Raw genomic sequence first — 25,875 nt, 5'->3', positions numbered from 1 at the left:
TACTGAAAGATAAATCAGATACATGAACAAGTTATTTTGGATTGCAGTAAGTGTTTTATTATTGGTTGGTTGCGCTCAAAAAAAAGAGGGTGAGTCCACCTCAGAACCGGTTTCCAAGCCATTAACACCACTGATGGGATGGGCCAGTTGGAACCAGTACCGGGTAAATATCTCTGAAGACATTATTAAAGCTCAGGCTGATGCATTAGTTGAAAGTGGTCTGAAAGAAGCCGGTTACAATTTCATCAATATTGATGATGGTTTTTTTGGTGGCCGCGATGCGCAAGGCAATATTATTCCGCACCCAACGCGTTTCCCCAATGGCATGAAAGCTGTGGCTGATTACATTCACAGTAAAGGCCTGAAGGCTGGCATCTATTCCGATGCCGGTATCAACACCTGCGCATCCTATTGGGACAAAGATACAATCGGTGTCGGCATGGGACTCTATGGGCACGACCGTCAGGATTTAACCCTGATGCTGAAAGACTGGGGCTATGACTTTATCAAAGTAGACTGGTGTGGTGGTCAATGGCTCGATTTGGATGAGCAGACTCGCTATACGGAGATAGCTAATCTGATTAACGAAATCAAGCCTGGTACAGTTTATAATATTTGTCGCTGGCAGTTTCCGGGCAAATGGGCCACATCCATTGCTGATTCATGGCGTATCTCAGGCGATATTGCCAATAAGTTTTCTTCCATTTTACACATCATCGATATCAATGCGGAACTGTGGCGCTATGCCTCCCCAGGGCATTTTAACGATATGGATATGTTGCAGGTAGGACGTGGCATGAGTTACGAAGAAGATAAAACGCATTTTTCGATGTGGTGCATGATGAACTCGCCATTGATGGCAGGCAACGATTTAAGCACTATGTCTCAGCAAACACTGGATATACTCACCAACCAAGAGGTGATTGCCTTAAACCAGGATCCGTTGGCTTATCAGGCCCGCAGGATCATCGATTATGGCGATTTGGAAGTGTGGGGCAGACCTTTAGGGTCGACCATGAGCGGAGAGGTGGCAGTGGCCTTGCTGAACCGCAGCGAAACGCTTCAGTCCATCGAGTTTAAGTTGGAGGACATTGGTATCCTTCCATCTAAAGGTTATACCTATCGCGATTTATGGACCAGTCAATCATCCGATAGCTTACAGGATGAAAACCTATGCTTTGATGTTCCTTCTCATGGTGTTGTGGTACTGCGAATAAAGGGACAGTCCAAACCTTATAATGTCTATCAATACAAGTAATCAGGAAATCTATGAAAAAATTAAGAATATTTCTTTTAGGTGTTGTCGGCCTATTGGTTTCGATGGCATCTTTAGCTAATTACACGCCAGAATTTTCTACCGCTGGCTTTTTCCAATTGAAAGATAGCGGTCGCGAGGTGTATTCAATGAATGTAGCCTGGCGCTTCTATAAAGGAGCTGTGGAAGGAGCCGAAGCCTCTGATTTTGATGATGCCAATTGGGGTGTGGTAGCATTGCCACATGGCATTGAGTATTTACCAACCGAGGCAAGCGGGTGTGTCAATTACCAGGGCGAAGTGTGGTACCGAAAGCATTTTGAACCAGATCACACGCTTAAAGGCAAGAAATTGTTTCTGCATTTCGAAGCCATTATGGGAAAGTCGAAAGTGTGGATCAATGGGCAATTGGTAAAAGAGCATTTCGGTGGATTTCTGCCTGTTATTGCAGATGTAACACCATACATCAATTGGGATGGCGATAATGTGATTGCCGTATTGGCCGATAACAGTAACGATCCCTTGTATCCTCCCGGGAAACCACAGGAGACTCTGGATTTTGCCTATTTCGGTGGCATTTATCGCGATTGTTGGTTGGTGGCGCACAATAATATTTATATCACAGATCCAAACTATGAGGATGAGATAGCCGGCGGTGGTCTACTGGTGGCTTCAGATAAGGTATCTGAAATATCGGCCGAAGTGACAGTGAAAGCGCATCTGCGTAATGAATTGAAATGCAGCTTTAGAGGTGTTATTGAGTATGAGCTGATTAATAATAAGGGTGAGGTAGTTGTAACATCAGAGGTTGCCCTCAGGTTGAAAGCACAAAAGGCTCAGCATGTAGCAAATAAGCTGACTGTAGATAAACCAAACCTTTGGTCGCCCGATTCACCATACCTGTATAACCTGGTGGTGAGGGTGAAGGATGAAAACAATCAGGTGGTGGATGGCTATCGCAGGCGCATTGGCATCCGCAGTATTGAATTTAAAGGGGAGGATGGATTTTGGCTGAATGGGAAGCCCTATCCGCAGCCTTTGATTGGTGCCAACCGTCACCAGGATTTTGCAGTGTTGGGTAATGCCTTGCCAAACAGTTTACACTGGCGCGACGCCAAAAAGCTGCGCGATGTGGGCCTCAAGGTGATTCGTAATGCACATTATCCGCAGGATCCGGCTTTTATGGATGCCTGTGACGAGTTAGGCCTGTTTGTGATTGTTAATACACCGGGCTGGCAGTTTTGGAACGACGAGCCTATTTTCGAACAGCACGTATACAGCGATATCCGCAACATGGTTCGTCGCGATCGCAATCATGCCAGCATCTGGCTGTGGGAGCCAATTCTGAATGAGACCTGGTATCCCGATTATTTTGCTAAAAATACACGTGCTATTGTTGAAAGCGAGTTCCCTTATCCGGGCTGTTATTGTGCCTGTGATGCCGAGGCCAAAGGAAATGAGCATTTCGACATCTTGTTCGGTCATCCATCAACAGGCGATCAAAACTGGGCACTGAAACACATCGATCCAAATAAAACCTATTTTACGCGTGAATGGGGTGATAATGTGGATGATTGGAATTCGCATAATTCACCAAGTCGTGTCAACAAAGGCTGGGGGGAACAAGCCATGCTGATTCAGGCAAATCACTATGCCAAACCCGATTACCAATACACTTGCTACGATGCACTATTTCGCACCACTCGACAGCATGCGGGAGGTGCGTTGTGGCATTCTTTCGACCACCAGCGCGGTTATCATCCTGATCCCTTCTATGGTGGCATTATGGATGTCTTCCGTCAACCTAAATATTCCTACGAACTGTTTAAGGCGCAGCGCTCCCCAATTCAGACAGATATAATGGCCGAAACAGGGCCAACGGTATTTATTGCCCATGAAATGACGCCTTTCTCGTCGTCTGATGTAACGGTGTATTCCAATTGTGATGAAGTGCGCCTGCAGGTTTTTAAAGAGGGCAAGCAGTATGTGTACAAAAGAGAAAAAACAGAGAATGGCATTCTTAATCCGATCGTTGTATTTAGCGGTGTATATGATTTTATGGCAGATAAAGCCTTGTCGCGCAAACGCAAACAAGAAGAGGTGTTTATGCAGGCCGATGGCTACATCAATGGACAAAAGGTGGCAACTCACCGTATTGAACCGGCCAGGCGTCCTGAGAAGCTGGTGCTGTGGCTCGACGATGAAGGAACAGCTCTGCAGGCCGATGGTTCTGACTGTGTGACATTGGTAGCGGGCGTGGCCGATAAGAGCGGCAACATCAAACGACTGAACAATTACTTCATCAAGTTTACTATTGAAGGCGAAGGTACACTGCTGGGCGATGAAAGTATCATGGCCAACCCACGTCCGGTCAATTGGGGGACTGCACCTGTTCTGGTTCAGGCAACCACTAAGCCAGGTGATATTAAAGTAACAGCTTCTGTGTTATTGGAAGGCAGTCAGACGCCAATTAGGGGCGAACTGACTTTCTCAAGTGATGGAGCTTCTAATAAGCTACTTTTCAACGCCAACGAATGGGCGGATAAAACAAGAAACGCTGCTTCAACGACTTCTCAAGCTACAAAATCGGATCAGGATTTACTAAAAGAGGTAGAAGCCCTGAAGCGTGAGTTAAATGCTCTGAAACTGAAAGAAGTGGAGCGTCAGCAGGAGGCGTTTGGGGAGAAGAAATAATCTAAAATTGAGTCACATGCGATTACTAATATATAGTTTGTTGATAATGCTTTGGGCTGTCGAAGCCTTTTCTCAACATCAGATTGGTATTATACCACAACCGGTTTCGGTAGAGGTACAAAACGGATTTTTCAATATTAAAGAACAGACAGCGTTATGTTATAATGTTGAGCAGTCAGAACTGGAACAAGCCGCCGTCTTTTTTGCAAAGGCCATTGACCATATATCTGGTTTTGAGCTATCTCATAACTTGGATGTAGAATCAAAGATTCAGTTGGTTTTAGATTCAGAAAGTGACATTCATAAAGAGGGCTATCAACTGACTGTAAAGTCCAACCAAATTGAGATAAGAGCCAGTGATAAGGCTGGTATTATTTACGGGATGCAATCGCTTTTGCAGTTGTTGCCTCCGGTTCGTACCAATGCCGATTTAGTTATTCCCTGCATGCGGATAGATGATTATCCGCGATTTAAATGGCGTGGTATGCACCTTGATGTGAGTCGTCATTTCTTTGGTCCTGAGGTCATCAGGCAATACATTGATTTAATGGCTAGTTATAAGATGAATGTATTTCACTGGCACCTGGTGGATGACACAGGTTGGCGCATTGAAATTAAGCAATATCCCAAACTAACAGAAGTAGGTGCCTGGCGGGTGGATTATAATCATTTGCCCTGGAGTGAGCGTCCACAGGCTAAACCAGGCGAAGCACCAACCTATGGAGGATATTATACCCAGGACCAAATTAAGGACATCATAATCTATGCGGCAGAACGGAATATTACCATCGTGCCCGAGATTGAAATGCCTGGTCATGTGGCCTCAGCAATAGCTTCCTATCCTGAATATTCGTGTTCGCAAAAAGCTCAACTACCATTGACAGGTGGCGATTATACCGGTATTTCATCGAACTATTGTGCAGGTGATGATGCCGTATTTACTTTCTTAGAGAATATCCTGACTGAAGTTGTCGATCTCTTTCCTTCAGAATACATTCACATTGGTGGCGATGAAGTCAATAAGAATTCATGGAAAAAATGTGAGCGCTGCCAACAACGTATTCAGGATGAAGACCTGAAAGATGAGAATGAGTTGCAGAGTTACTTTATCAAACGAATCGAGAAGTTTCTGATCAGCAAAAATCGCAAGCTTATAGGTTGGGACGAAATACTGGAGGGCGGATTGGCTCCGGAAGCCACTGTGATGAGTTGGCGGGGTGAGTCTGGTGGCATAGAAGCCGCTAAAATGGCTCACGATGTGGTAATGACTCCCGGAAAACCCTGCTATTTTGATCATTATCAGGCAGGACCAGAAGGCGAACCATTAGCCATTGGTGGTTTTAATACGCTGAAGACAGTGTATGACTACGAACCCATACCGGATGAATTGTCTGCCGAAAATGCTGCGCATGTATTGGGGGCTCAGGCCAATGTGTGGACAGAGTATATACCAACGGTATCGCATTTAGAGTACATGGTATTGCCGCGCATGGCTGCTTTGGCTGAGGTGGTGTGGACTCCTGCTGAAAAAAAGGATTGGATCGGTTTCAATCAGCGTATCCAGAAGCAGTTTCGCACCTATGATCAAAAGGGTCAAAATTATTGTACCGGTAACTCTACTGTCGCTATTAAACCGATTTCGGAGAATGGCAAACTGATGGTTGCACTTTCAACTGAGTTACTGGGTGGTGAGGTGGTTTATACGCTCGACGGTTCAGTGCCAACTGCAAATAGTCACCTCTATACAGAACCTGTGGAGATTAAAGCCTCGGTGCAATTGAAAGCAGCATCTGTTGTTGATGGGCAAGTGAAAGGTCACGTCCCAGCCAGCCAGTCTTTTGTGATGCATCAGGCAATTGGCCGTGGTGTTGATTATACAAACGAGGTGAGTCCTTTTTATCTGGCCGATGGCCCTAATTCCTTAACTGACGGGGTGAGGGGAACCACTACTGTTGGGCAGTACTGGCATGGTTTCGATGCCCGGGATATGATAGCTACCATCGATTTGGGAGAGACTAAAGCAATAAGCAGCATAGCCTTGGGGTGTTTACAGAAGTACCGTGATTGGATTTTTATGCCACAGAAAGTAGTCTTCGAAGTATCCACTAATGGACGCAAATTCAAGGAAATAGGTGAAGTAATCAATTTTGTTGAGTCTGATGAGCAGAAAGTTATCCGTAATTTCAAACTATCCTTCTATGAAACGCAAGTCCGCTTTATCCGGGTGAAAGCTGTTAGCAATGTGTGTCCATCGGGACATAATGGAGCTGGTAAACCGGCTTGGATATTCGTTGACGAAATAATAGTTGAATGAGTTTAGTGCTTATCTCTTAAATGCAAAACTGATTATGAATAGAATAAATCTACGAATAACGTTTATAGTCATTATAAACCTACTAATGACAATGTCAGTGAGTTTGGTGGCGCAAGATACGTTAATGATAAGTGACCTTGGCTTATTGCCAAACACGCGCGAAAATGCTGCGCCTTTTGTTAATAAGGCAATGGCGATGATGGAAGGGAAGCAAAATAGGGTTCTGTACTTTCCACAAGGACGTTACGATTTCTGGCCGCATCATTGTATCGAAAAAGAGTATTTTGAGTCGAACACCTATGATATCAACCCAAAGCGATTAGGTATTGTAATGGATGGTCTGACGAATGTAACGATTGAAGGCAATGGGTCTGAATTCATTTTTCACGATCGCATGCAGCCGTTTACGGTGGACGGCTCATCGTATGTGAGCCTGAAAAACTTCAGCGTCGATTGGGATATTCCGTTAACGGCACAGGGGGAGGTAATCAGCTCTGATGCGGAAGGTTTCACCATTCGTATTAATACAAATGAATCGCCCTACATTATTGAAAACAATAAGTTGTTTTTTGTAGGAGAAGGCTGGAAGTCAGCTTTGTGGGAGGTGATGGAGTTTCAACCAGATACCCGTTTTGTGGAACCTTATACAGGTGATGCACAGGCTTTGGGACATGGATGGCAGAATTACCAGACAAAAGAGTTATCACTAGGTCTGGTGAAGCTTTACCGAAAGGGTGGTTTCAAGCGTCATCCCAAAGTAGGCAATTGGCTGGTGTTACGCCATAGTACGCGCGATCATGCCGGTATGTTTCTGGTCAATAGTAAGGATATTGCCATTGAAGGTGTACGCATTTATCACACGGCTGGTTTGGGTGTTTTGTCGCAGTACAGTGAAAACATCTCCCTAAAAGATGTAAAAGTAGTTCCCAATAAAGCTAAGGGTCGCTTTTTAAGCGGTCATGATGACGGCTTTCACTTTATGGGCTGCAAGGGTCAGATTACAGTCGATAATTGCGAGTGGGCCGGACTGATGGACGATCCTATTAATGTGCATGGGACCTGTGTGCGCATCACCGAGATTCTTTCTCCACAAAAAATCAAGTGTCGCTTTATGCACGATATGAGTGCCGGAATGGTCTGGAGCCAGACAGGTGAACAAGTGGGTTTCATCGAAAACAAAAGCATGCGCACCGTTGGCTTTGGGACTATTGAAGCGTATGAGGTCATTAACAAGGAGGAGTTTACAGTTCAGTTGAGTGCCCCAATTCCTGAAGAAATAAAAGCCGGTGCAGCGCTGGAAAACCTCACCTGGACACCTGATGTGGAAATACGTAACAGTGTGTTTGGCAGTTGCAGGGCAAGGGGTCTTTTACTATCAACACCCGGTAAGATAGTTGTAGAGAACAACCGGTTTCAGTCGAGCGGTTCGGCCATTCTAATTGCAGGAGATGCCAATTATTGGTATGAATCAGGTGCAGTAAGAGATGTAACCATTCAAAATAATGTTTTTGAGTATCCTTGTATGTCGTCGATGTATCAGTTCTGTGAAGCCATTATCAGCATTCTGCCAGAGATTCCGGAACCGGATTCTGAGTATCCTTTTCATCGCAACATCACCATTACAAATAATACGTTTCATCCTTTTGACTATCCCATCTTATATGCCAAATCTGTTAATGGGCTCCAATTCACGAATAACACACTGATTCGCAGTATTAAGATTGAGCCATTTCACAAGCGCCAGGCTGGAATTACTTTGGATGCTTGCAAGAATGTAACGATTAAGGGAAATGAGATTGAAGGGGATGTTTTGGGTAAAAAGGTGGAAGTTATCAATATGAATCCCAAAGAGGTGAAAATGCCTTCGAAGGAGTTTTTTAAATTTTAGGTTTCTGGAATATTTCGACAAGCAATATTATACGAGATGTTTCTAACTTTTCGCAATTTGGAAAAGGATCGGAACAACGCAGAGATTATATCACTTTATATTAATAAAATTAATCCAAGATGATGAAACAACTGAGTATGCTCATTTTGTCCGCAATGTTAATACTTGAGTCAGGTTGTGAGCAAAAAAGCAATGAGTATAACCTGGTGCCTTATCCACAACAACTAAAGGCACAACAAGGAAGCTTTACAATAAATGAGTCAACAATAGTAAGCTATCAAGGCAGCGAAAACAGTCAGTTTGTTGCACAAGCCTTTGCCGATTTCATTAAGCCTGCTACAGGGCTTCAGCTGCAGGTTGAAGCAACTGAAAACAGTGAACTAGTTAAAAATACAGTGTGCTTTATAGAAGATGCCACTCTTGAAGGTGTTGAAGGAAGTTATCAATTGGTAGTTACTAAGGATGGCATATTGGTGAAATCCAACAATCCGGTTGGTCTATTTTATGGTTTTCAAACCATTCGTCAATTGATGCCGGCTGAGGTTGAATCAAAAGAACTGGTTAAGAATACTGATTGGACAGTTCCGGCGGTAGAAATTACAGATGCACCTAATTTTTCATACCGAGGTTTACACCTGGATGTGGGACGCCATTTCTTCCCGATGGATTTCATAAAAAAATACATCGACCTGCTGGCTTTACACAAAATGAATGTATTTCACTGGCACCTGACAGAGGATCAAGGATGGCGTTTGGAAATTAAGAAATACCCGAAGTTGTCCAAGGTGGCTGCTTTTCGTGATGAGACACTGGTTGGTCATCTGGGTGTGGGCGAACGCCAATACGATGGTAAGCGCTACGGTGGTTACTATACCCAGGAAGAGGCACGTGAAATTGTACAGTATGCAGCCGACCGTTTCATTACAGTTATTCCAGAGATTGAATTGCCGGGTCATGCCCAGGCGGCTCTTGCTGCTTATCCAGGGTTAGGTTGTACGGGTGGTCCATATGAAGTGGCGAAGGAATGGGGTGTGTTTAAGGAAGTATATTGTGCCGGTAACGAAGAGGTGTTTACTTTTCTGGAAGATGTGCTTGTTGAGGTGATGGATATTTTTCCATCCAAATACATTCATATTGGAGGCGACGAATGTCCGAAAGCTCGTTGGAATGAGTGCCCTAAATGTAAAAAACGCATGCAGGCCGAAGGCTGTAAAGATGCCCATGAGCTGCAGAGTTATTTTATTCACCGCATTGAAAAGTTCCTGAATGCAAATGGTCGTGATATCATCGGATGGGACGAGATTCTGGAAGGTGGTTTGGCTCCCAATGCCACAGTGATGTCGTGGCGTGGCATCAAAGGTGGCGAAGAAGCTGCCAAACAGGGCCATAACGTGATTATGACACCTAACACGCATTTCTACCTCGATTATTATCAGAATAACCCACAGAAAGAACCCTTGGCTATTGGAGGTTATCTGCCTTTAAGTAAGGTGTATTCATATGATCCAATGGCTGGTGATCTGACTGCAGAAGAAGCCAAGCACATAATTGGGGTGCAGGGTAATGTGTGGACCGAGTATATGCCCGAGAGCGATTATGTAGAGTACATGACCTATCCACGGGCTTGTGCCATTGCCGAAGTGGGTTGGCTCGATTTTTCAAAGCGTGATTACGAGGCTTTTGCCAGACGATTACAAAGCCATTTTCAACGATTTGATATGATGGGAGTGAACTACTTTGATAAGGTGCTGATGCCTTCTTCGTCTGTTGATAAAGTTGAGTTTATTGACCAGGCGAAGCTAGAGCTGTTTGACAATGCCATTGGAGCCAAGCTCTATTATACCACTGATGGTAGCATTCCTACAGAACAATCAACCTTGTATCAGGGCGCGATTACTATTACCGAGGAATGTACCATTAAGGCTGTGGCCATTGATTCAAGAGGCCGGGCAAGTGATGTGTTGGAAATACCGGCTCAGAAATTGTCGTTTATTGAAGGTATTGCAGAGCCTGGAACAGAAAAGGGACTTGCGTGTAAGCTTGCGACGGGCAAATTTGAAAAATGCAGTGAGGTTGATAAGGCCAATGGGAAGAGCCTTGTAGTTACTGATGTGATGATTCCGTCAGAAGCACCGCATGATAATTTTGGATTAAGCATTGAGGGTGTCTTATCCATTGAGCAGGATGGCCTGTATCAATTTGCCTTGGGTTCCGACGATGGCTCGCAATTTTATTTAAACGATCGCTTGGTCATTGATAACGATGGTTTTCACGGTATGATTTACAAAAAAGCAAGTCTGGCTTTAAAGAAAGGTGCATATCCTGTTAAAGTGCTGTTCTTCGAAGGTGGTGGCGGCGAAGGTCTCAAGTTGGAGATGATGAATGAAGTTGGAGAAAAGTTGCCTTTAAGGGAGTATTTGAGTCATTAAAGATTATTGCCATGCCATCACCTATAAAACTGGCTGGTGGCCTGGCATTGTTACAATTTATATGAAAAAGTTAAAGATAGCAGTGACGTTAGCGTTTTTTGCCTTTGGGTTAGTAGCCATAAAAGCTCAGACACCTGAGCATATCTTAAAAGACTATGAGCTGGTATGGAGTGATGATTTTAATGGACAAACTATCGATACGCTTAAATGGAACTACCGTGATACGGGAAATAAGCGAAACGTTGGGTATGTCAGAACCGATAATTGTTTTGTAGATGGCAAAGGGCATCTGGTTATTAAGGTTGCGCAGGTTGACAGTATGTATACCATTGGCCAGATAGGCACACAAAATACTTTTATGACCAGGTATGGTTATTTTGAATGCCGGGCGCAGATGAATGTGCAACCGGGGCCGCATGTGGCATTCTGGTTGCAATCGCCAACTATACATGAAGAGAAGGACAACCCACAACAATATGGAACCGAAATTGATATTTTTGAATACCATATTGCTGAAGGACTCAACAATGTTTACCATAACCTGCACTGGAATGGCTATAAGCAAAAGCATCAGCATGCGGGAACAAAGGTAAAGGTGGATGGCATTAATAGGGGATTTCATACATTTGGTGTGGAGTGGACCAAAGACGAATATATCTTTTATGTAGATGGCATAGAAACCTGGCGCACCCAAGAGGCTGTATCAAATATTGAGGAATACATGATTTTAAGCGCAGAACTTACCGGATGGGGAGGTGATTACCGAAAGGCGGATTTTCCGGATCAGGTTTTGTTTGACTATGTGAGAGTATATAAACCAGTTCAAAATAAATAAGAAGGGGAATTATGAAGTTAAAACCAGGCAAAGTAATAATACTGATATATGCCGGGATTGCGTTGTTGACAGCTTGCGGAGATGCCGGTAAAGTGAAATCTCCCAACATCATCTTTATTTTGGCCGATGATTTGGGTTATGGTGATTTGAGTTGTTACGGACAAACTAAATTCCGAACGCCAAACATTGACAAACTGGCTCAGCAGGGGATGTTGTTTACCCAGCATTATTCAGGCAGTACAGTGTGCGCACCATCGCGCTCAGCCTTGATGACCGGACAACACACCGGGCATACGTTTATTCGGGGTAATAAAGAGGTGCTGCCAGAGGGGCAATATCCAATGAGTGCAGAAGTGGTGACATTGGCTGAGTTATTAAAGGAAAAAGGATACGCTACCGGAGCATTTGGTAAATGGGGGCTGGGTTATCCGGGCTCAGAAGGTGATGCTAATAATCAGGGTTTTGATACCTTCTTTGGCTATAACTGTCAGCGTATTGGCCATAACTATTATCCTTATTTTCTGCGTGACAATCAAGATAGTTTGGTTTTAAAGGCCAATGAAGGGAAAGCCGCCGGTACCTATGCACCTCAGTTGATTCATGAGAAAACGATTGAGTTTATTGCAGCCCATCATGATGAACCATTCTTTTGTTACGTGCCAACAATTATTCCGCACGCTGAGCTGCTGGTCCCGGAAGAGTACATGGATTTGTATCGCGGCAAGTTTGAGCCTGAGCAAAATTACAAAGGCATAGATGATGGACCTGCCTATCGCAATGGCGGATATGGTTCACAACCGGAGTCGCATGCAGCTTTTGCAGCCATGGTTCATCTACTGGATGAGCAGGTGGGCGACATTATGAATAAAGTCAATGAACTAGGTATTGCCGATAATACGCTAATCATCTTTACATCGGATAATGGTCCGCATAAGGAAGGTGGTGCACAGCCCGATTATTTCAATAGCAACGGACCTTATAGAGGTTACAAGAGAGATTTGTACGAAGGAGGAATCCGTGTGCCTTTAATTGCCAGCTGGCAAGGCATGATTAAGGCGGGAAGTCAAACGGAACATATCTCGGCTTTTTGGGATTGGCTACCTACTTTATCGGAGTTAACTCAGGCGAATATGCCACAACACATTGATGGAATTTCGATGGTTCCCACATTACTGGGAAAAGACTCACAACAGCAGCATGAGTACCTTTATTGGGAATTTCACGAGCTGAATGGCAGACAAGCTATTAGAATGGGTAATTGGAAATGTGTGAAATACAATGTGCTCACTCCGGAGAAAGCAACACTGGAACTATATGATTTGGAAAGCGATCCGGGCGAACAAAACAATATCGCCATCCAGTTTCCGCATATAGTGAAACACTTTGAGCAGCTGTTTATTCAGGCACGAAACGACTCAGAGGTATTTGTGTTTGAGCCAAACAGATTGAAATGACCATCATAGATGCGGCGTTAATGCAAAGGAAAAAGAGATGGCAGTTTTGTATCCATCTCTTTTTTTATGATCTAATGCTTTGGTAAATTCCTGGCTTTATTTTATTCGGTTTCTCTCACTTCCTTTCTGCGTAACAATTTATAGACAGAAGGGCTTTCCAGTTGCAGTTAATTCAACTGGTATCATTCATCCCAAATAGGTGCATTTTATCCCAAAGCTTTTGATTTCAATTCATAATAATGACTGAATAGCTATGTTTGAGCCATTATTGGCTTTATGTTTTTTAGCTATAGAAGTGGTTGAGAAAGGATTTATTTAATGCATAACAGAATGACATATTATATGAAAAAAGTTGCAATAGTTCTATTGGCTGGTTTATTGTCTTGGTCGTGCACCAATGAGCATGGTTTGCCAATGCCTTCAAAAATTACAGTTAAGGGCGACATCTTTATTGATGAGTATGGTCGTCAGGTTATATTGAATGGCATTAATGTGGTAAATAAAAACAAAGATGACAACTACCTGTATAAAGGTGGTCCGGAATTCTACAAGCTCTTAAAACAGCAGGGGTTTAATTGTATCCGTTTGGGGATTATCTGGGATGGGCTGGAACCTCAGCCGGGTGTATATAGCGAAGCCTACCTGAAGGAACTGGATAAACGCATTGCATGGGCGGCCGAAAATGATCTGTTTGTGGTACTGGATATGCATCAGGACTTATTTAGCGTGAAATATGCCGATGGAGCTCCTGAGTGGGCAACCATCACAGGTGATAAGCCACATACCACAGGTGCCATCTGGAGTGATGCCTACCTTTTAAGTGAGGCTGTTCAAACAGCTTTCGATCATTTCTGGAATAATTCACCGGCAAGGGATGGAATAGGTATTCAGGACCATTATGCTGCCCTTTGGCAGCATGTTGCCCAGCGGTATGCTCACTATTCAAATGTTATTGGCTATGATATCATGAATGAACCCTTTGCAGGCTCTTCTGCGCAACTGGCCATGCCAGCACTATTGAATGCCTATGGTACGATGATGTATCAAAAGCATGGTGTTGTGATGTCGGAAGAAGAATTGGCATTAACCTGGGGTAATGAACAAAAGCGGACCGAAGCCTTAAAACAATTAACTGACGAAGCCAGTTATGCGGCTGTTATTGATGCATTGCAGGAGGTGAATCAGCAATTTGAGTCGACACATTTGCAGGCCATGTATCAAAAAGTGGCCAATGCCATCAGGCAGGTGGATCAAAGGTCTGTTTTATTTCTTGAACACAGTTACTTTAGTAATATGGGGGTGAGAAGCAGTATTCAGCGGGTTGTGTTGGAGGATGGCACACCCGATTCGCAAGTGGCTTATGCGCCACATGGCTATGATTTGGTGACTGATACACGAGATGCAGCCGCGGCCAGCAACGAGCGTGTCAATTTTATTTACCGCCGAATTCAAGAGAAGGGTAAGGAATTACATATGCCTGTGTGGATGGGAGAATGGGGCGCCTATTACAATCATTCAGAAGATATCATACCGGTTGCCCAGCATGCTATTTCACTCATCGAACAATACCAGTTTGGTCAGGCTTATTGGTCTTATGATGAAGGAACTGAGAAGCTGGGCTATTTTCAGCAAGCAATATTGCGGCCTTATCCGGTTTGCACAAACGGAAGGCTATTGAACTATCGGTTTGAGCGAGAAAGTGGTCTGTTTACCATAACGTGGCAGGAAGATGGATTAACAGATGCACCTACCATGCTGTTTGTGCCTGATGTGAAGCGCTTATCCATACAGAATCTGCCATTTAAAGCTCATATTAATGAGTTGGAGGGTACCGAACATGGCTGGCTGGTCATTCAGCCACTAGGTAAACAGGAACAACGTTCCATTTCTATTTCTCTAAATGAACGCCTGATGAAATAAGGTCAATAAACAGGCAATGCGCACAAAGCTATTCTTACTCTCAATTAAATTGGTGGGTTTTTGATAATGCTTTGTGCTTTTGCCATAGTCTTATTAGTTGTTTTATGTAATAGCTGAATGGCTTGTAATTGCCATATAGCTATGCTTAAAACAAGCTTCCCTGAACAGGCTGATCACCTACTTTTATCACTTCATCTTTCTCACGGAGGTACCACAGGTAGCCTTCTATATTACTGTAGCCCATTTTCCTAAGTAAATCCATGTAGCGTTTCACCTGTATGGCATGTTTATCATCCTTTAATTCGCCAAACTTATAATCCACTACGGTTACTTTTGTATCTGTCACAATCACTCTGTCGGGGCGATAGGTGCCGCTTGGTACCAAAATGGTTCCTTCATTGATGATATGTTTATCGGATTCGAACCACTCTTTGACCTGGTCCTGATTAATTTTATCGGTCACAAAATCCAGAAGACTATGCCTATCTGAAGTTTTAATCTGGCCGTTTAGAATAAGTTTGGTAATAGCTGATTCAACATCATCTTTGGTGATAATAAGTTCAAACAGGCGGTGCATGACTTTACCATGTTTCAGGTGTTTCAAATGTTCAGGTGAGCTAAGGGCCACGCTTTCGGGATGTATTTTAATGCGCTTGCCCAGCTCTGTGGTTTTGAAAGGAACAGAAACCGTTTGTTCCGGCACGGCTTTCTGAGCTTGTTTGGGTATACTGCCAAATTCATAGCTTTTTTCTGTGTCGTCCCAGGCATCGGTTAACTGCTGAACAGGCTGTTCGTCAAGTTCTGATAGCATATTAAACTGGCTGATGATGCGGAATAACAGGTGCGAAACATTTTTCAAGCCGCCTGTTTTGGCCGGTTGCTCAGCCATTATCACCAGGCTCTCCTCGGCGCGGGTTAAGGCAACATACAGCAGGTTGAGATTATCTACAAACTGATGCAGGCGTTCATTCAGGTACTCATCTATAAACTGGGTGTGCAGCAATGTGGATGAATAGTTAACCGGGAGCAAATCAAGTTGATTGAAAGGGGCGTTCCGGGGTTGACACCAGATAAGGCTGCCATGGCCTTTGTCATCCAAATCCCAGTTGCAGTAGGGTACCACCACCGCTTTAAACTCCAGTCCCTTTGATTTATGAATGGTCATCACATTAATGGCATCCTGATTCTCGGGCACAGAGATGGCCGTATTTTGTCCCTTGTCATTCCACCAGTTAATGAAATCATGCACATTTACCGAGTAGTTGGTCACATAATCGCGCACGGCATCCAATAAACCCTGCAGAAATACAAACTGGTTTTGGTGCAGTTCGTCGGGCAGGCGGCGAACCAGTGCCTCGGTCATCTCGAAAAGCGGCTGACCTTTTAGCTCAAGTAGTTGGGCTGACAGCTCGTCAAAGTGTTCTTTATTTTCATGGAGTACCGTGGTATCACAGTAGTTTGCTTCATTGGACTGCCGGGTGCTGTAAAAATGGCTGTATAGCCTGATGAAGGCTTCAAATACCTCGTTATCGGGCTCCTGGATGTACTTAATCTGTTGCACCACCAGGTTAACAGCCGGTGAACTGCTAAGTAGCAGTGTTTCGTTGGAAATCACCGGATGTTTCCGTTGGGTAGGTGAGAAGCTGCCTGAAAGCAAGGCCTCCGTTATTTCGGTGCCTTCATTTTTTTTGCGTACCAGAATGCAAATATCACGGTAGTTGTACCCTTCATCAATCAGGCGTTCGATTTGCAACACCGCAGCCTTGGTGGCATTGCTTCTGAACTCCGCGTTTTTACCTTCCAGAAAATCAACATGGATAAAACCACCCGAACCAATTGATTTGGCAGCCACCTGTTGCACGGTGTCGCTATAGGCTGTGCTAATTTTTTGTTGGAGGTCATCGGGTATATCGGCTTCATCAATGGCCTCTTTGGACGAATTGATAAATTCGGTTTGCAGCATACGTGCAGCTCCGGCAAAAATGCAGTTGTTAAAGGTGATAACATGCTCCGAACTACGCCAGTTGGTATCGAGCGTCAGGTTGGTCAGTCCGTGCGATAGAAAGTCTTTATTCACCTGATCGCTCAGTAGTTTCCAGTCCGAATTACGCCAGCGATAGATCGATTGTTTTACATCACCCACAATTAGTGCCGTATGCCCGTCACTTACACTATTCTGCAGCAGCGGTCTGAAGTTGTCCCACTGCAGGCGCGAGGTATCCTGGAACTCATCAATCATGTAATGCTGAAAGCGGGTGCCTGTTTTCTCGTAAATAAACGGGGCCTCATTTTCATCAATAATCTGGTGGAGCAGGCGGTTGGCATCGGCCAGCAGAAACAGGTTCTCGTTACGGGCCAGCTCATTCACCTTCAGGGCTATGTCGGTAATAATGCCCAGTGCGTTGAGGTTCGACAGGATGGCTTTGGCCGTAAAGTAGTTGGTTTTATCCTCTTCCAGGATATTCCAAAGCTGTTGCAGCGATTCGTTCAGACCATTGTTATAGCAGTCAATAATCAGGCTGTTGTCCGATTCACTGTTCTTACTATGACTAGCTGCCTCCGGATTATTTACCAAGTCTTCCAGCTTTAAGATTTCGAGGTAATCCGCCGCTTTAGTCACATTCACCAGCTTTTCGAGCTTCTTAAGCGGTGAGCGCGATTTACCCTGCAGGATATCCCAGCTGATGCCATGCGATTTAAGCGCATCAAGGCCTTTTTGAGCAGCAGACTGAATGCTTGCCTCAAAAGCATCCGCCATCTGCTTTAATTGCAGGCGGTAGCTGTTCAGAGCTTTTTTATCAAGCAACTTTTGTAAAACCTCTGGCTTCAGGCTCTGAAACTCCTCTTTAAACACCTCGCGGCCAAGTGAGTTTATCTCACTGGCAATGTTCCAGTCTTTACCTTCTTCTATCTTCGACAAGGTGTGCTTAATCAGCCACTCCTTCAGGTCTTCATTACCTTTGAGTTCCAGTTCGCGCAGCAAATTATCCACTGCCTGTGCGAGTATCCTGTCAGAATCGAGCTCCACTTTGAAGTTGGCCGGCAGGTTCGCTTCATAGGCAAATGAGCGTATCACCTTCTGAAAGAAGCTGTCGATGGTATTGATGGAGAACTTGGAGAAATCGTTCAGTATATTAATCAAGAGGTTCCTGGCTACTTTTCGAATATAAGCTTCTGGTTTATCCAGTAGTTTCATCAGCTCGGGCAGGTAATCGGGGGCCTCGGCGACCGATAAGGCATAAAGTTTATCCAGTATACGGCTTTTCATCTCAGCAGTGGCTTTATTGGTAAAGGTCACGGCAAGTATGCTTTTGTAGCTTTGTGGCTCTTGAAACAGTAGTTTGATAAACTCAAAGGACAAGGTAAATGTTTTACCGGAGCCCGCAGATGCACGATATATTTTTAATTCTGACATGAACGATTTTTGTTTGCTATCAAAAGTACAGATTTTTCTGTGCGAAGCCACAGATTTTTCAGTGCGGGGCTGCAGAATTATCTGCGCGAGAACATCAGTGAGAATGTTTTATAATGGATGCTCTTTTCTAACGAAACCTAAAACAATGAACCATGTCAGACGTTTAAATCAGGTCTTTTTTTTCCTATAATTATCAGTTATATTGTTGTCCATGATAAAGTCTTTGAAAAATGGTTTGGTACTCTTCTTTGTCCTATGCAATATGCTGGTTATGGGGCAGGAAGATAGTGTTATACAAGTGAGTGACTCGCTTAACCGGATAATACTAAATGAGTACCGTCAGCGCTTATTGGAGGTTGATGCTCAGCGTAAGGCTGATTCGCTTAAAAAATCTGAGCTGGAGGCGCAGTTGCTGAAACTTAAAACCACCGATAACCTGCAGAAGGAAGACCTTCAAAAGCAGCTGCAAGCTATTGATGAAAATGAGCAAAAGCGCTTGTCTGATAAAAAAGCACAGATAAATGCCTTACGTGCTACTGCTAAAGGTTACCCTGTGGTAGGCGTTATGAAAGATACTTTGCTTATTGTATACTCTAAAATTGGGGCAGCTACCCCCAATGAAAGGGCAAACAGTACTAATCGTAAAATCAGGCAGCTGTATGAAGATGATTTTCTGAAAGCAGACTCAATACAGGTAGTTAAGGCTGAAAATACGTTTGATATTGTCTATGGCGAACTGATTATCATGAGTGTATCCGAAAATGATGCTTTGTGGTATGGTCGGCGTATGCACGAACTGGCCAATGAATACAGGGAAGCTATCACCCATTCTATTGTGAATGCCAAGAAGGAAAACAGCCTGTTTAAGTTTGCAGCACGGCTGGGCTGGGTGTTTTTGGTGATGGCCATTGCCTGGCTGATTATATGGCTCATTGGAAAGGGCTATGCCAAATTGCTGAACTTCATTGATCAGAAGAAGGGTATTTGGTTAAAGGACTTATCTTATAAAGACTATACTTTCCTGACAGCCGATCAGGAATTAACCGGGATTCTGTTTCTGGTAAGGGTTGTTCGCTGGGTGGTATACATTATATTGCTTTACATCACGTTGCCCATCATTTTCAGTATCTTTCCGTTTTCACGCGATTGGGCCAATGCCTTGTTTCATCTGGTGTGGTCGCCTTTTAAAAGCGTCCTGTTAGCTGTATGGGATTATTTGCCCAACCTGTTTAGCATCCTGGTCATATTCTTTGTGATGAAATATGTGATTCGTTTTGTGAAGTATATTTTTCGGGAAATACAGACAGAGAAACTAAAGATATCGGGCTTTCATGCCGATTGGGCCATGCCTACCTACAGCATTGTCAAGTTTTTGCTTTATGCATTTATGTTTGTGCTGATTTTTCCTTATCTCCCGGGCTCTGATTCCAATATATTTAAAGGCGTATCGGTATTTATCGGTATCCTGTTTTCACTAGGTTCATCATCGGCTATTGCCAATATGGTGGCTGGTTTAGTGATTACCTACATGCGTCCGTTTAAGATAGGCGACCGGATTAAAATTGCCGATATATCGGGCGATGTCATTGAAAAAACCTTGCTGGTGACACGGGTCAGAACCATTAAAAATGAAATCATCACTATTCCTAATTCATCGGTGCTTACCGGCAATACCACCAACTACAGTGCCGAAGCCCAGGAGAGGGGATTAATCATACACACCACCGTGACTATTGGTTATGATGTGCCCTGGAAACTAATGCACGAAGTGTTGCTGGAGGCCGCTTCACGGACCGATATGTTACTGGATCAACCTCGGCCTTTTGTATTGCAGACCAGCCTAGATGATTTTTATGTGTCGTATCAGCTGAATGCCTATACACGTGAGGCCAGTAAGCAGGCGCTGATCTATTCGGCTTTGCATCAGCACATACAGGATGTGTGCAATGAGCGTGGCGTTGAGATACTTTCGCCCCATTACCGCGCCGCCAGAGATGGCAACATGAGTACGATTCCGGCAGACTACCTGCCTAAAGATTACAAGGCATCCGGTTTCAATGTGCATATATCGCGGGATAACAAGGAATAGTTAAGCGTTTGGCAGCAAGAGTGAGCAGAATGATGTTAGGTGCCTGGGCTTAAATATAAGCCTGAAAATAAAAGACCCGACCATCGTTTATTGTGAGGAATTTTGCTAAATTAAAGCACTAGCAACTTAATCTCATCGCCATGGAAGTTTTTCACCTTAATATTCTGAATATATCGCTGGTATTGCTGTCGGCCTACATAGGCGGAGCCTTAATCCGGAAGATTGGTTACCCTGCTATTCTTGGAGAATTGCTGATAGGTATCATACTAGGCCCCAGTCTGCTGGGCGTAATCGAAAGCACTGAGTCGATAAAAGTGCTGGCCGAGATAGGCATTATCCTGCTGATGGTTTACATTGGTATGGAGATAGAATTTCATGATTTAAAAAAAGCCTCCTGGCCTGGCTTGCTGGCTGCATTGGGTGGTTTTCTGGTGCCTTTTGCCCTTGGTTATTATGCCATCGTGTGGACGGGTGGCACACCTATTTCTGGCTTATTTGTTGCCATTGCTATTGGCGTAACTTCGCTGGCCACCAAAAGTCGCATACTGATTGACCTTAAACTACTTAATACACGCATTGCTTATGTGCTGATGGCAGGCGCATTAATTTCTGATGTGTTGGCTCTGGTCATTTTTTCGGGCATCACCAATTTTGTTGAATCTAGCTCATTGAGTTTAATGAAGCTTCTGATGATAGGGGGCAAAATCATTCTCTTTTTCGGTATCACCATTAGCATAGGCTTGTTTGTTTTACCATATGTGGGCCGCTACCTGTCGCGCTCAGGCCTTAAAAACAGCACGGCCTATTTTACACTCATACTAATTGTCACTTTTGGCTATTGCGAACTGGCCGAACTGGCAGGTATGCACAGCATACTGGGAGCTTTTATGGCCGGACTGTTTCTGAAGGACAAGCTGTTTCCTAAAAATATATCAAAAGAGGTGAACAAGGCCTTCTACGATGTATCCATTGGCTTTATGGCGCCTGTTTTCTTTGTGACGGCCGGCTTTTTTGTGGATGTTACTGTTTTTCAAACCGATTGGGAATTACTGCTGCTCATTACCGGATTGGCGGTGGTGGGAAAGATAGCAGGTACAGCCTTGTTTTATATGCCCTCGGGCAATGGCTGGCGCGAGGGTATTACCATTGGTACAGGCATGAACGGGCGGGGAGCTGTTGAGATCATTATTGCCGAGATAGGCTTAAAGATGGGTATTATTGACCAAACCATCTTTTCCATTCTCGTATTCATGGCCATTTTTACCACGCTGACAGTGCCGGTTCTACTCAATTGGACAACCAAATGGCTGCGCCGTCGCAATGAGCTGGTATATATGGAACAGCGGAGTGGTGTTTTATTTCTGGGGGTTAATTCACTAAGCTTATTGATGGCCCGGTACCTGGCACCTCATAAGCCGGTAATGATGGTGGATAATAACCAAACGCATGTGACAAAAGCACGGGAGCAAGGTTTTAACTGTATCCTGGGGAATGCCTTGAATAAAGAAACGCAGGATGAGCTGTCGATGGAGCATATTCATACCTTTATTGGATTGACCACCAATAGCCAGGTGAACCTGTTGGCCGGCCAGCTGTCAAAAGATTCATTCCTGGTGCCCAATGTGCAGGTGGCCATCGCACAGCAAGAGGCTAAAGCAGGAATTGAGTTGCTTAAACGCTTTGAAGCGTCTCTTTTGTTTGCCAGTCATCCGCGTTTGGCTAAATGGTTTATGAATATTAGTAATGATAAAACGGAAGAAGTTAAAATGCCGGTTGCAAAAGAGCTGTCTTCCGAAACATGGGTGGAGCAGCAAATTGACGATTTAAACCGTACCCTGCCAATACTGGTTCAGAATCCTCATGGTAAGGTGAGAACCTTTGCCTCGGGGGATATTCTGGAAGAAGGCGAAACGGTAATACTGCTGCAAAAAAAGAGTTAATAAGCTTACAGGAAAAAGAAAAGGGTGCCGCTAAATAGGCACCCTAAACAATCCTTTATCAACCGGATGAATAATTAATTATCAATTTCTACCTCCTCTTCGCTGTTACTGCGACGTTTAACCAGCTCATTGGCCGTGCTGATGTGCATGGAGATATTATTACTCAGTTCTCCGAAGCTGGCAGGATTAAGCTGTACCATGGCTCGCAGATAGAGCACCAGTTTGTCATTTATCACTTTCATCAGTTCGTGCTTAAGTGCTGTAGCATTAAGGGTTTTACCATCTTCGGCGCGGGCCTCGTGCCAGCTTCTTTCGGCACTTTTAAACAGGTCCTGGTCGGTTTGCAGCTGACTCAGAATAGCCGGTAAACCCGGCAAAACGCTTACATTGGGTGCTATCAACGGCATCTTCATATCCCTGATGAAGGCATCTATCAGGGTAGATTCGGATGCATAGTTGTGGTCAACCAGACTAAAGCCATATTTATCAAGTACCTGCTGTACTTCACTGGCAGCTGCCCGTATTTTTGTATCGGGATGCAGCAGGAAACCTTTGTTGAGGTATAGTAATGAGCGATAAGTGTTATCGCGCAGCGTATCGTATTTTTCCAGCATCGACAGCACCTTTGTTTCATTAACTGCGCCGGCCAGGCCAATGCAAATGGTACTCATTTCGCTTTTTATAGCGGTAATATTTACATCTTCAATGGTTGATTTCCCCAGTTCATCAAGTATTGCATTTCCTAAATGAACGGTATCGGCAACCCGCATACGTTTAAGAACTTTTTCTATTAGCATAAGATTTAAGTTATTGGTGATAAAGAATATTGTTAGTTACTGATTAGTTATTTGGTATGTGAAAAGCACCTTTAATTAGGCCTTGCAGAAATCCGTCGATCCTGCCACAGGAAATGGTTCCTGTCTGAAAAGATGCCCAATCCCACGATGGGAAACCATGTTTTTTTGAAAAGACAGCCTTTCTCACCATGGGAAAGGGTGACTGGCGTAAATGCTATTACATCCTATGGTGGGATAGCTTCTCTGGCGTGCAAAACAGGTTTTCCTACGGTAGGAAAGGCTTCTGGCGGAAAAAGTACATTTTCTCATGGCGGGAATGTTGAACCTGCCGGCAGTAAGCCCTTTTGCTTTTATACTTCTGCTATTGTTCAGAAAAAACAGGCCAGGCATACTTTACAAGGGGTTTGCCGGGCCTTAAAATGTTTGTTGGTGAATGGTGTACTGGTGATACAACCAATTGATGATTGGCTGTTGGGTAAGTTGCGTAAGGACTGATAGAAATGTATGGTCCTGTCTGGCCAGATTCAGTCATAATTTTAGGGTTTATGGGTTAAACGCTTAATGCAAGATAATAATTATTGATTAATTACCAAGTGTTGATAATGCGAATGATGGATAAAGCGTTATCCTAATTATCTAATTAAAGTAAATACATATTGTGATGTGATAAATTGCATATAAAACAGTTGATTAGCTAATAATTTGAGTGGCTTTTGATAGTGGTACTTAGTTTATATCAATCAAAATTATTTAGAATTTGTTTGAAAGTAACTTTCTGTATATAGCTACTTATGTTTTTTATGTGGTTAGAATACAATATGCTCAAGTGAAATAAGCTTTTTGCCTAGTTTCGTTATGCCAGGCTCTACGTTCTTATCCACTGGCCTTGCCCCTTAAAAATATATAGTATACTCATCACTTTGCTACTTCGGATCGAAAAAATATACCAGCTTCTTATAAATAGTTGATCAGGGCATTACACCTTAAATGTTTACGAATATGCCATGCGGTTTAAACAAAAAAACGGTTGTTGGAGGATAATGGTAGCGTTTTAGGCTTACATTTGCAGCGATTTTATGAGGGATAGTTATGAGCAGCCCTTGTAAAAGGCATCCACACATCTGAAATGACACTACTGAATTGTGCCTTCCCCTCAGGTGGGTTGATAGTGTGAAGTGGAACACAATTTGTAAACACATGGAAAATATATTCAAACCAAAGTTCTTCACTGTTCTTCGATCGGGCATTGACAGGAAGCAGTTGACCAATGATGTATTCTCAGGAGTGGTAGTTGGCCTGGTAGCCTTGCCTTTAGCCATTGCTTTTGCAGTGGCATCTGGTGTATCGCCCGACAAAGGCCTGATTACGGCTGTGGTGGCCGGTTTTATTATTTCATTGTTGGGCGGCAGCCGCGTACAGATTGGCGGACCTACCGGAGCCTTTATCATTATTGTTTATGGTATTATTGAGCAGTATGGTGTTGATGGACTGATTATTTCCACCATCATGGCAGGCGTGTTTTTGGTGCTTTTTGGTTTACTAAAGTTGGGTACTTTGCTCAAGTTCTTTCCGCATTCTTTGGTGGTGGGCTTTACCAGTGGTATTGCGCTGGTTATTTTCTCCACCCAAATTAAAGACGCATTTGGATTATCAGTCACCAAGGTGCCTTCTGAATTTCATGCCAAATGGCTGACCTATTTTTCTGCCATTGACAGCATTAACTATACAGCTGTACTTGTTACAGTAGCTACCATTCTGATTACGGTTTTTGCCAGACGCCTTACATCTAAAATACCGGGGGCATTTTTATCCATCGTCATCATCACGCCACTGGTCTATTTCCTCAAACTGGATGTTACCACCATCGAATCAGCTTTTGGTTCTATTCCGTCCAGCTTTAGTATCACCGTTCCTTCTATTGAGATTGGACAGCTGCAACATTACATTGGGCCGGCCATCACCATTGCATTGCTTGGAGGGATTGAGTCTTTGTTATCGGCGGTTGTGGCCGACGGTATGATAGGTGGTAAGCATCGCTCCAATACCGAGCTTATTGCCCAGGGAATAGCCAATATTGTTACGCCATTTTTTGGCGGTATACCGGCAACTGGTGCCATAGCACGCACAGCCACAAATGTTAAAAATGGGGGACGCACCCCAATTGCCGGTATGGTGCATGCTGTTACTCTGTTGCTGATAATGCTTTTTCTGGGGCAATGGGCCAAACTGATTCCTATGGCTTGCCTGGCTGGTATCCTAATGGTTGTAGCATACAATATGAGTGAGTGGCGCAGTTTTGTGGCCATCCTCAAAGGCCGCTACTTCGATATTCTTATCCTGTTAACCACCTTTGTTATCACTGTGTTTTTTGACCTGACACTGGCCATTGAAATTGGCGTGGTGCTGTCAGCCCTGCTATTTATGAAACGGATGGCTGACATCAGCGATAAGCGAATTGATGATATAGTAGACAGCGATGTGATTGAGAACTACTCCGATTTACCTGCCGCATTGAAGATTTATGAAATCAGCGGGCCCCTGTTTTTTGCTTCGGCCCGCCGCTATTCCGAGGCTATAGAGGAAATTGGACTGCGTTGTGAGGTATTGATTATCAGGATGCGCCATGTGTCATTTATTGATCAAACCGGGCTGCATAACCTGAAAGACACCCTCCGGATGCTGAGCAACAAGAACATTACCATATTACTTTCGGGGGTTAATGCGGAGATTAAGGAGGAAATCAAGCAATTTGAACTGACTCAGTTTGTGCCCGAAGCTTTGATCTTTGATAGCTTTAATGACGCCACTCAGAAAGCCGTTGAGCTGTTGAAGGAGTAATATCGATT

The 25,875-nt window shown here is 43.9% G+C and carries 14 protein-coding genes; 12 read left to right on the top strand and 2 right to left on the bottom strand.

Translation table 11 applies throughout. The features are described from left to right. The first annotated feature begins 22 nt into the window (after positions 1 to 22). The 8 genes from KEM09_RS06100 (at position 23) to KEM09_RS06065 (ending at position 14,788) form a co-directional block, all read left to right on the top strand. A complete protein-coding gene (locus KEM09_RS06100; RefSeq protein WP_212226768.1) occupies positions 23 to 1,258 on the top strand; it encodes a glycoside hydrolase family 27 protein in 1,236 nt (411 codons plus the stop codon). 11 nt (positions 1,259 to 1,269) lie between these two features. Then, positions 1,270 to 3,948: a glycoside hydrolase family 2 protein gene (locus KEM09_RS06095; protein WP_212226767.1), complete on the top strand. Its 2,679-nt coding sequence runs from the start codon at positions 1,270 to 1,272 to the stop codon at positions 3,946 to 3,948. A 16-nt stretch (positions 3,949 to 3,964) separates the two neighbouring features. Continuing rightward, positions 3,965 to 6,262: a glycoside hydrolase family 20 protein gene (locus tag KEM09_RS06090; protein WP_212226766.1), complete on the top strand. Its 2,298-nt coding sequence runs from the start codon at positions 3,965 to 3,967 to the stop codon at positions 6,260 to 6,262. A 91-nt stretch (positions 6,263 to 6,353) separates the two neighbouring features. Continuing rightward, positions 6,354 to 8,150, top strand: coding sequence for a right-handed parallel beta-helix repeat-containing protein (locus KEM09_RS06085; RefSeq protein ID WP_212226765.1), 1,797 nt, complete (start codon positions 6,354 to 6,356; stop codon positions 8,148 to 8,150). 119 nt (positions 8,151 to 8,269) lie between these two features. Then, on the top strand, positions 8,270 to 10,579 hold the full coding sequence (locus KEM09_RS06080; RefSeq protein WP_244824869.1) for a family 20 glycosylhydrolase: 2,310 nt from the start codon (positions 8,270 to 8,272) through the stop codon (positions 10,577 to 10,579). 61 nt (positions 10,580 to 10,640) lie between these two features. Next, complete coding sequence (locus KEM09_RS06075) at positions 10,641 to 11,414, top strand: glycoside hydrolase family 16 protein (protein WP_212226764.1); 774 nt, start codon at positions 10,641 to 10,643, stop codon at positions 11,412 to 11,414. Between the two features lie 11 nt (positions 11,415 to 11,425). Continuing rightward, positions 11,426 to 12,868: an arylsulfatase gene (locus tag KEM09_RS06070; protein WP_212226763.1), complete on the top strand. Its 1,443-nt coding sequence runs from the start codon at positions 11,426 to 11,428 to the stop codon at positions 12,866 to 12,868. Positions 12,869 to 13,210: 342 nt separating this feature from the next. Further along, positions 13,211 to 14,788, top strand: coding sequence for a glycoside hydrolase family 5 protein (locus tag KEM09_RS06065; RefSeq protein WP_212226762.1), 1,578 nt, complete (start codon positions 13,211 to 13,213; stop codon positions 14,786 to 14,788). 145 nt (positions 14,789 to 14,933) lie between these two features. Here KEM09_RS06065 and KEM09_RS06060 read toward each other — a convergent pair whose 3' ends face one another. Then, positions 14,934 to 18,203, bottom strand: coding sequence for a UvrD-helicase domain-containing protein (locus tag KEM09_RS06060; RefSeq protein ID WP_212226760.1), 3,270 nt, complete (start codon positions 18,201 to 18,203; stop codon positions 14,934 to 14,936). A gap of 271 nt (positions 18,204 to 18,474) precedes the next feature. On the opposite strand from KEM09_RS06060, the gene KEM09_RS06055 reads away from it, so the two are divergent. Both KEM09_RS06055 and KEM09_RS06050 read left to right on the top strand, forming a co-directional pair. Further along, positions 18,475 to 20,292, top strand: coding sequence for a mechanosensitive ion channel family protein (locus KEM09_RS06055; RefSeq protein ID WP_212226758.1), 1,818 nt, complete (start codon positions 18,475 to 18,477; stop codon positions 20,290 to 20,292). Positions 20,293 to 20,432: 140 nt separating this feature from the next. Continuing rightward, positions 20,433 to 22,232 (top strand): cation:proton antiporter, encoded by a 1,800-nt coding sequence (locus tag KEM09_RS06050; protein WP_212226756.1) that lies wholly within the window; start codon positions 20,433 to 20,435, stop codon positions 22,230 to 22,232. Between the two features lie 74 nt (positions 22,233 to 22,306). Here KEM09_RS06050 and KEM09_RS06045 read toward each other — a convergent pair whose 3' ends face one another. Next, positions 22,307 to 23,029: a DUF6261 family protein gene (locus KEM09_RS06045; protein WP_212226755.1), complete on the bottom strand. Its 723-nt coding sequence runs from the start codon at positions 23,027 to 23,029 to the stop codon at positions 22,307 to 22,309. A gap of 165 nt (positions 23,030 to 23,194) precedes the next feature. On the opposite strand from KEM09_RS06045, the gene KEM09_RS06040 reads away from it, so the two are divergent. After that, positions 23,195 to 23,524 carry a hypothetical protein gene (locus tag KEM09_RS06040; protein ID WP_212226754.1) on the top strand — a complete coding sequence of 110 codons (330 nt, stop codon included), beginning with the start codon at positions 23,195 to 23,197 and terminating at the stop codon, positions 23,522 to 23,524. Between the two features lie 702 nt (positions 23,525 to 24,226). Next, positions 24,227 to 25,867 (top strand): SulP family inorganic anion transporter, encoded by a 1,641-nt coding sequence (locus tag KEM09_RS06035; RefSeq protein WP_212226753.1) that lies wholly within the window; start codon positions 24,227 to 24,229, stop codon positions 25,865 to 25,867. Positions 25,868 to 25,875: the final 8 nt, after the last annotated feature.

This window comes from Carboxylicivirga mesophila, assembly GCF_018271975.1.
In the GTDB taxonomy this organism is placed as follows: domain Bacteria; phylum Bacteroidota; class Bacteroidia; order Bacteroidales; family Marinilabiliaceae; genus Carboxylicivirga; species Carboxylicivirga mesophila.
Note: the sequence above shows the minus strand (reverse complement) of the source record. Positions and strands in the feature narration are given on the sequence as shown.

What these genes read in the sequence shown, in the direction of transcription:
- KEM09_RS06045 (WP_212226755.1), bottom strand. Translation starts at nt 23,029, where the DNA reads ATGCTAATAGAAAAAGTTCTTAAACGTATGCGGGTTGCCGATACCGTT.
- KEM09_RS06035 (WP_212226753.1), top strand. Translation starts at nt 24,227, where the DNA reads ATGGAAAATATATTCAAACCAAAGTTCTTCACTGTTCTTCGATCGGGC.
- KEM09_RS06100 (WP_212226768.1), top strand. Translation starts at nt 23, where the DNA reads ATGAACAAGTTATTTTGGATTGCAGTAAGTGTTTTATTATTGGTTGGT.
- KEM09_RS06050 (WP_212226756.1), top strand. Translation starts at nt 20,433, where the DNA reads ATGGAAGTTTTTCACCTTAATATTCTGAATATATCGCTGGTATTGCTG.
- KEM09_RS06080 (WP_244824869.1), top strand. Translation starts at nt 8,270, where the DNA reads ATGATGAAACAACTGAGTATGCTCATTTTGTCCGCAATGTTAATACTT.
- KEM09_RS06085 (WP_212226765.1), top strand. Translation starts at nt 6,354, where the DNA reads ATGTCAGTGAGTTTGGTGGCGCAAGATACGTTAATGATAAGTGACCTT.
- KEM09_RS06070 (WP_212226763.1), top strand. Translation starts at nt 11,426, where the DNA reads ATGAAGTTAAAACCAGGCAAAGTAATAATACTGATATATGCCGGGATT.
- KEM09_RS06090 (WP_212226766.1), top strand. Translation starts at nt 3,965, where the DNA reads ATGCGATTACTAATATATAGTTTGTTGATAATGCTTTGGGCTGTCGAA.
- KEM09_RS06075 (WP_212226764.1), top strand. Translation starts at nt 10,641, where the DNA reads ATGAAAAAGTTAAAGATAGCAGTGACGTTAGCGTTTTTTGCCTTTGGG.
- KEM09_RS06095 (WP_212226767.1), top strand. Translation starts at nt 1,270, where the DNA reads ATGAAAAAATTAAGAATATTTCTTTTAGGTGTTGTCGGCCTATTGGTT.
- KEM09_RS06065 (WP_212226762.1), top strand. Translation starts at nt 13,211, where the DNA reads ATGAAAAAAGTTGCAATAGTTCTATTGGCTGGTTTATTGTCTTGGTCG.
- KEM09_RS06055 (WP_212226758.1), top strand. Translation starts at nt 18,475, where the DNA reads ATGGGGCAGGAAGATAGTGTTATACAAGTGAGTGACTCGCTTAACCGG.
- KEM09_RS06060 (WP_212226760.1), bottom strand. Translation starts at nt 18,203, where the DNA reads ATGTCAGAATTAAAAATATATCGTGCATCTGCGGGCTCCGGTAAAACA.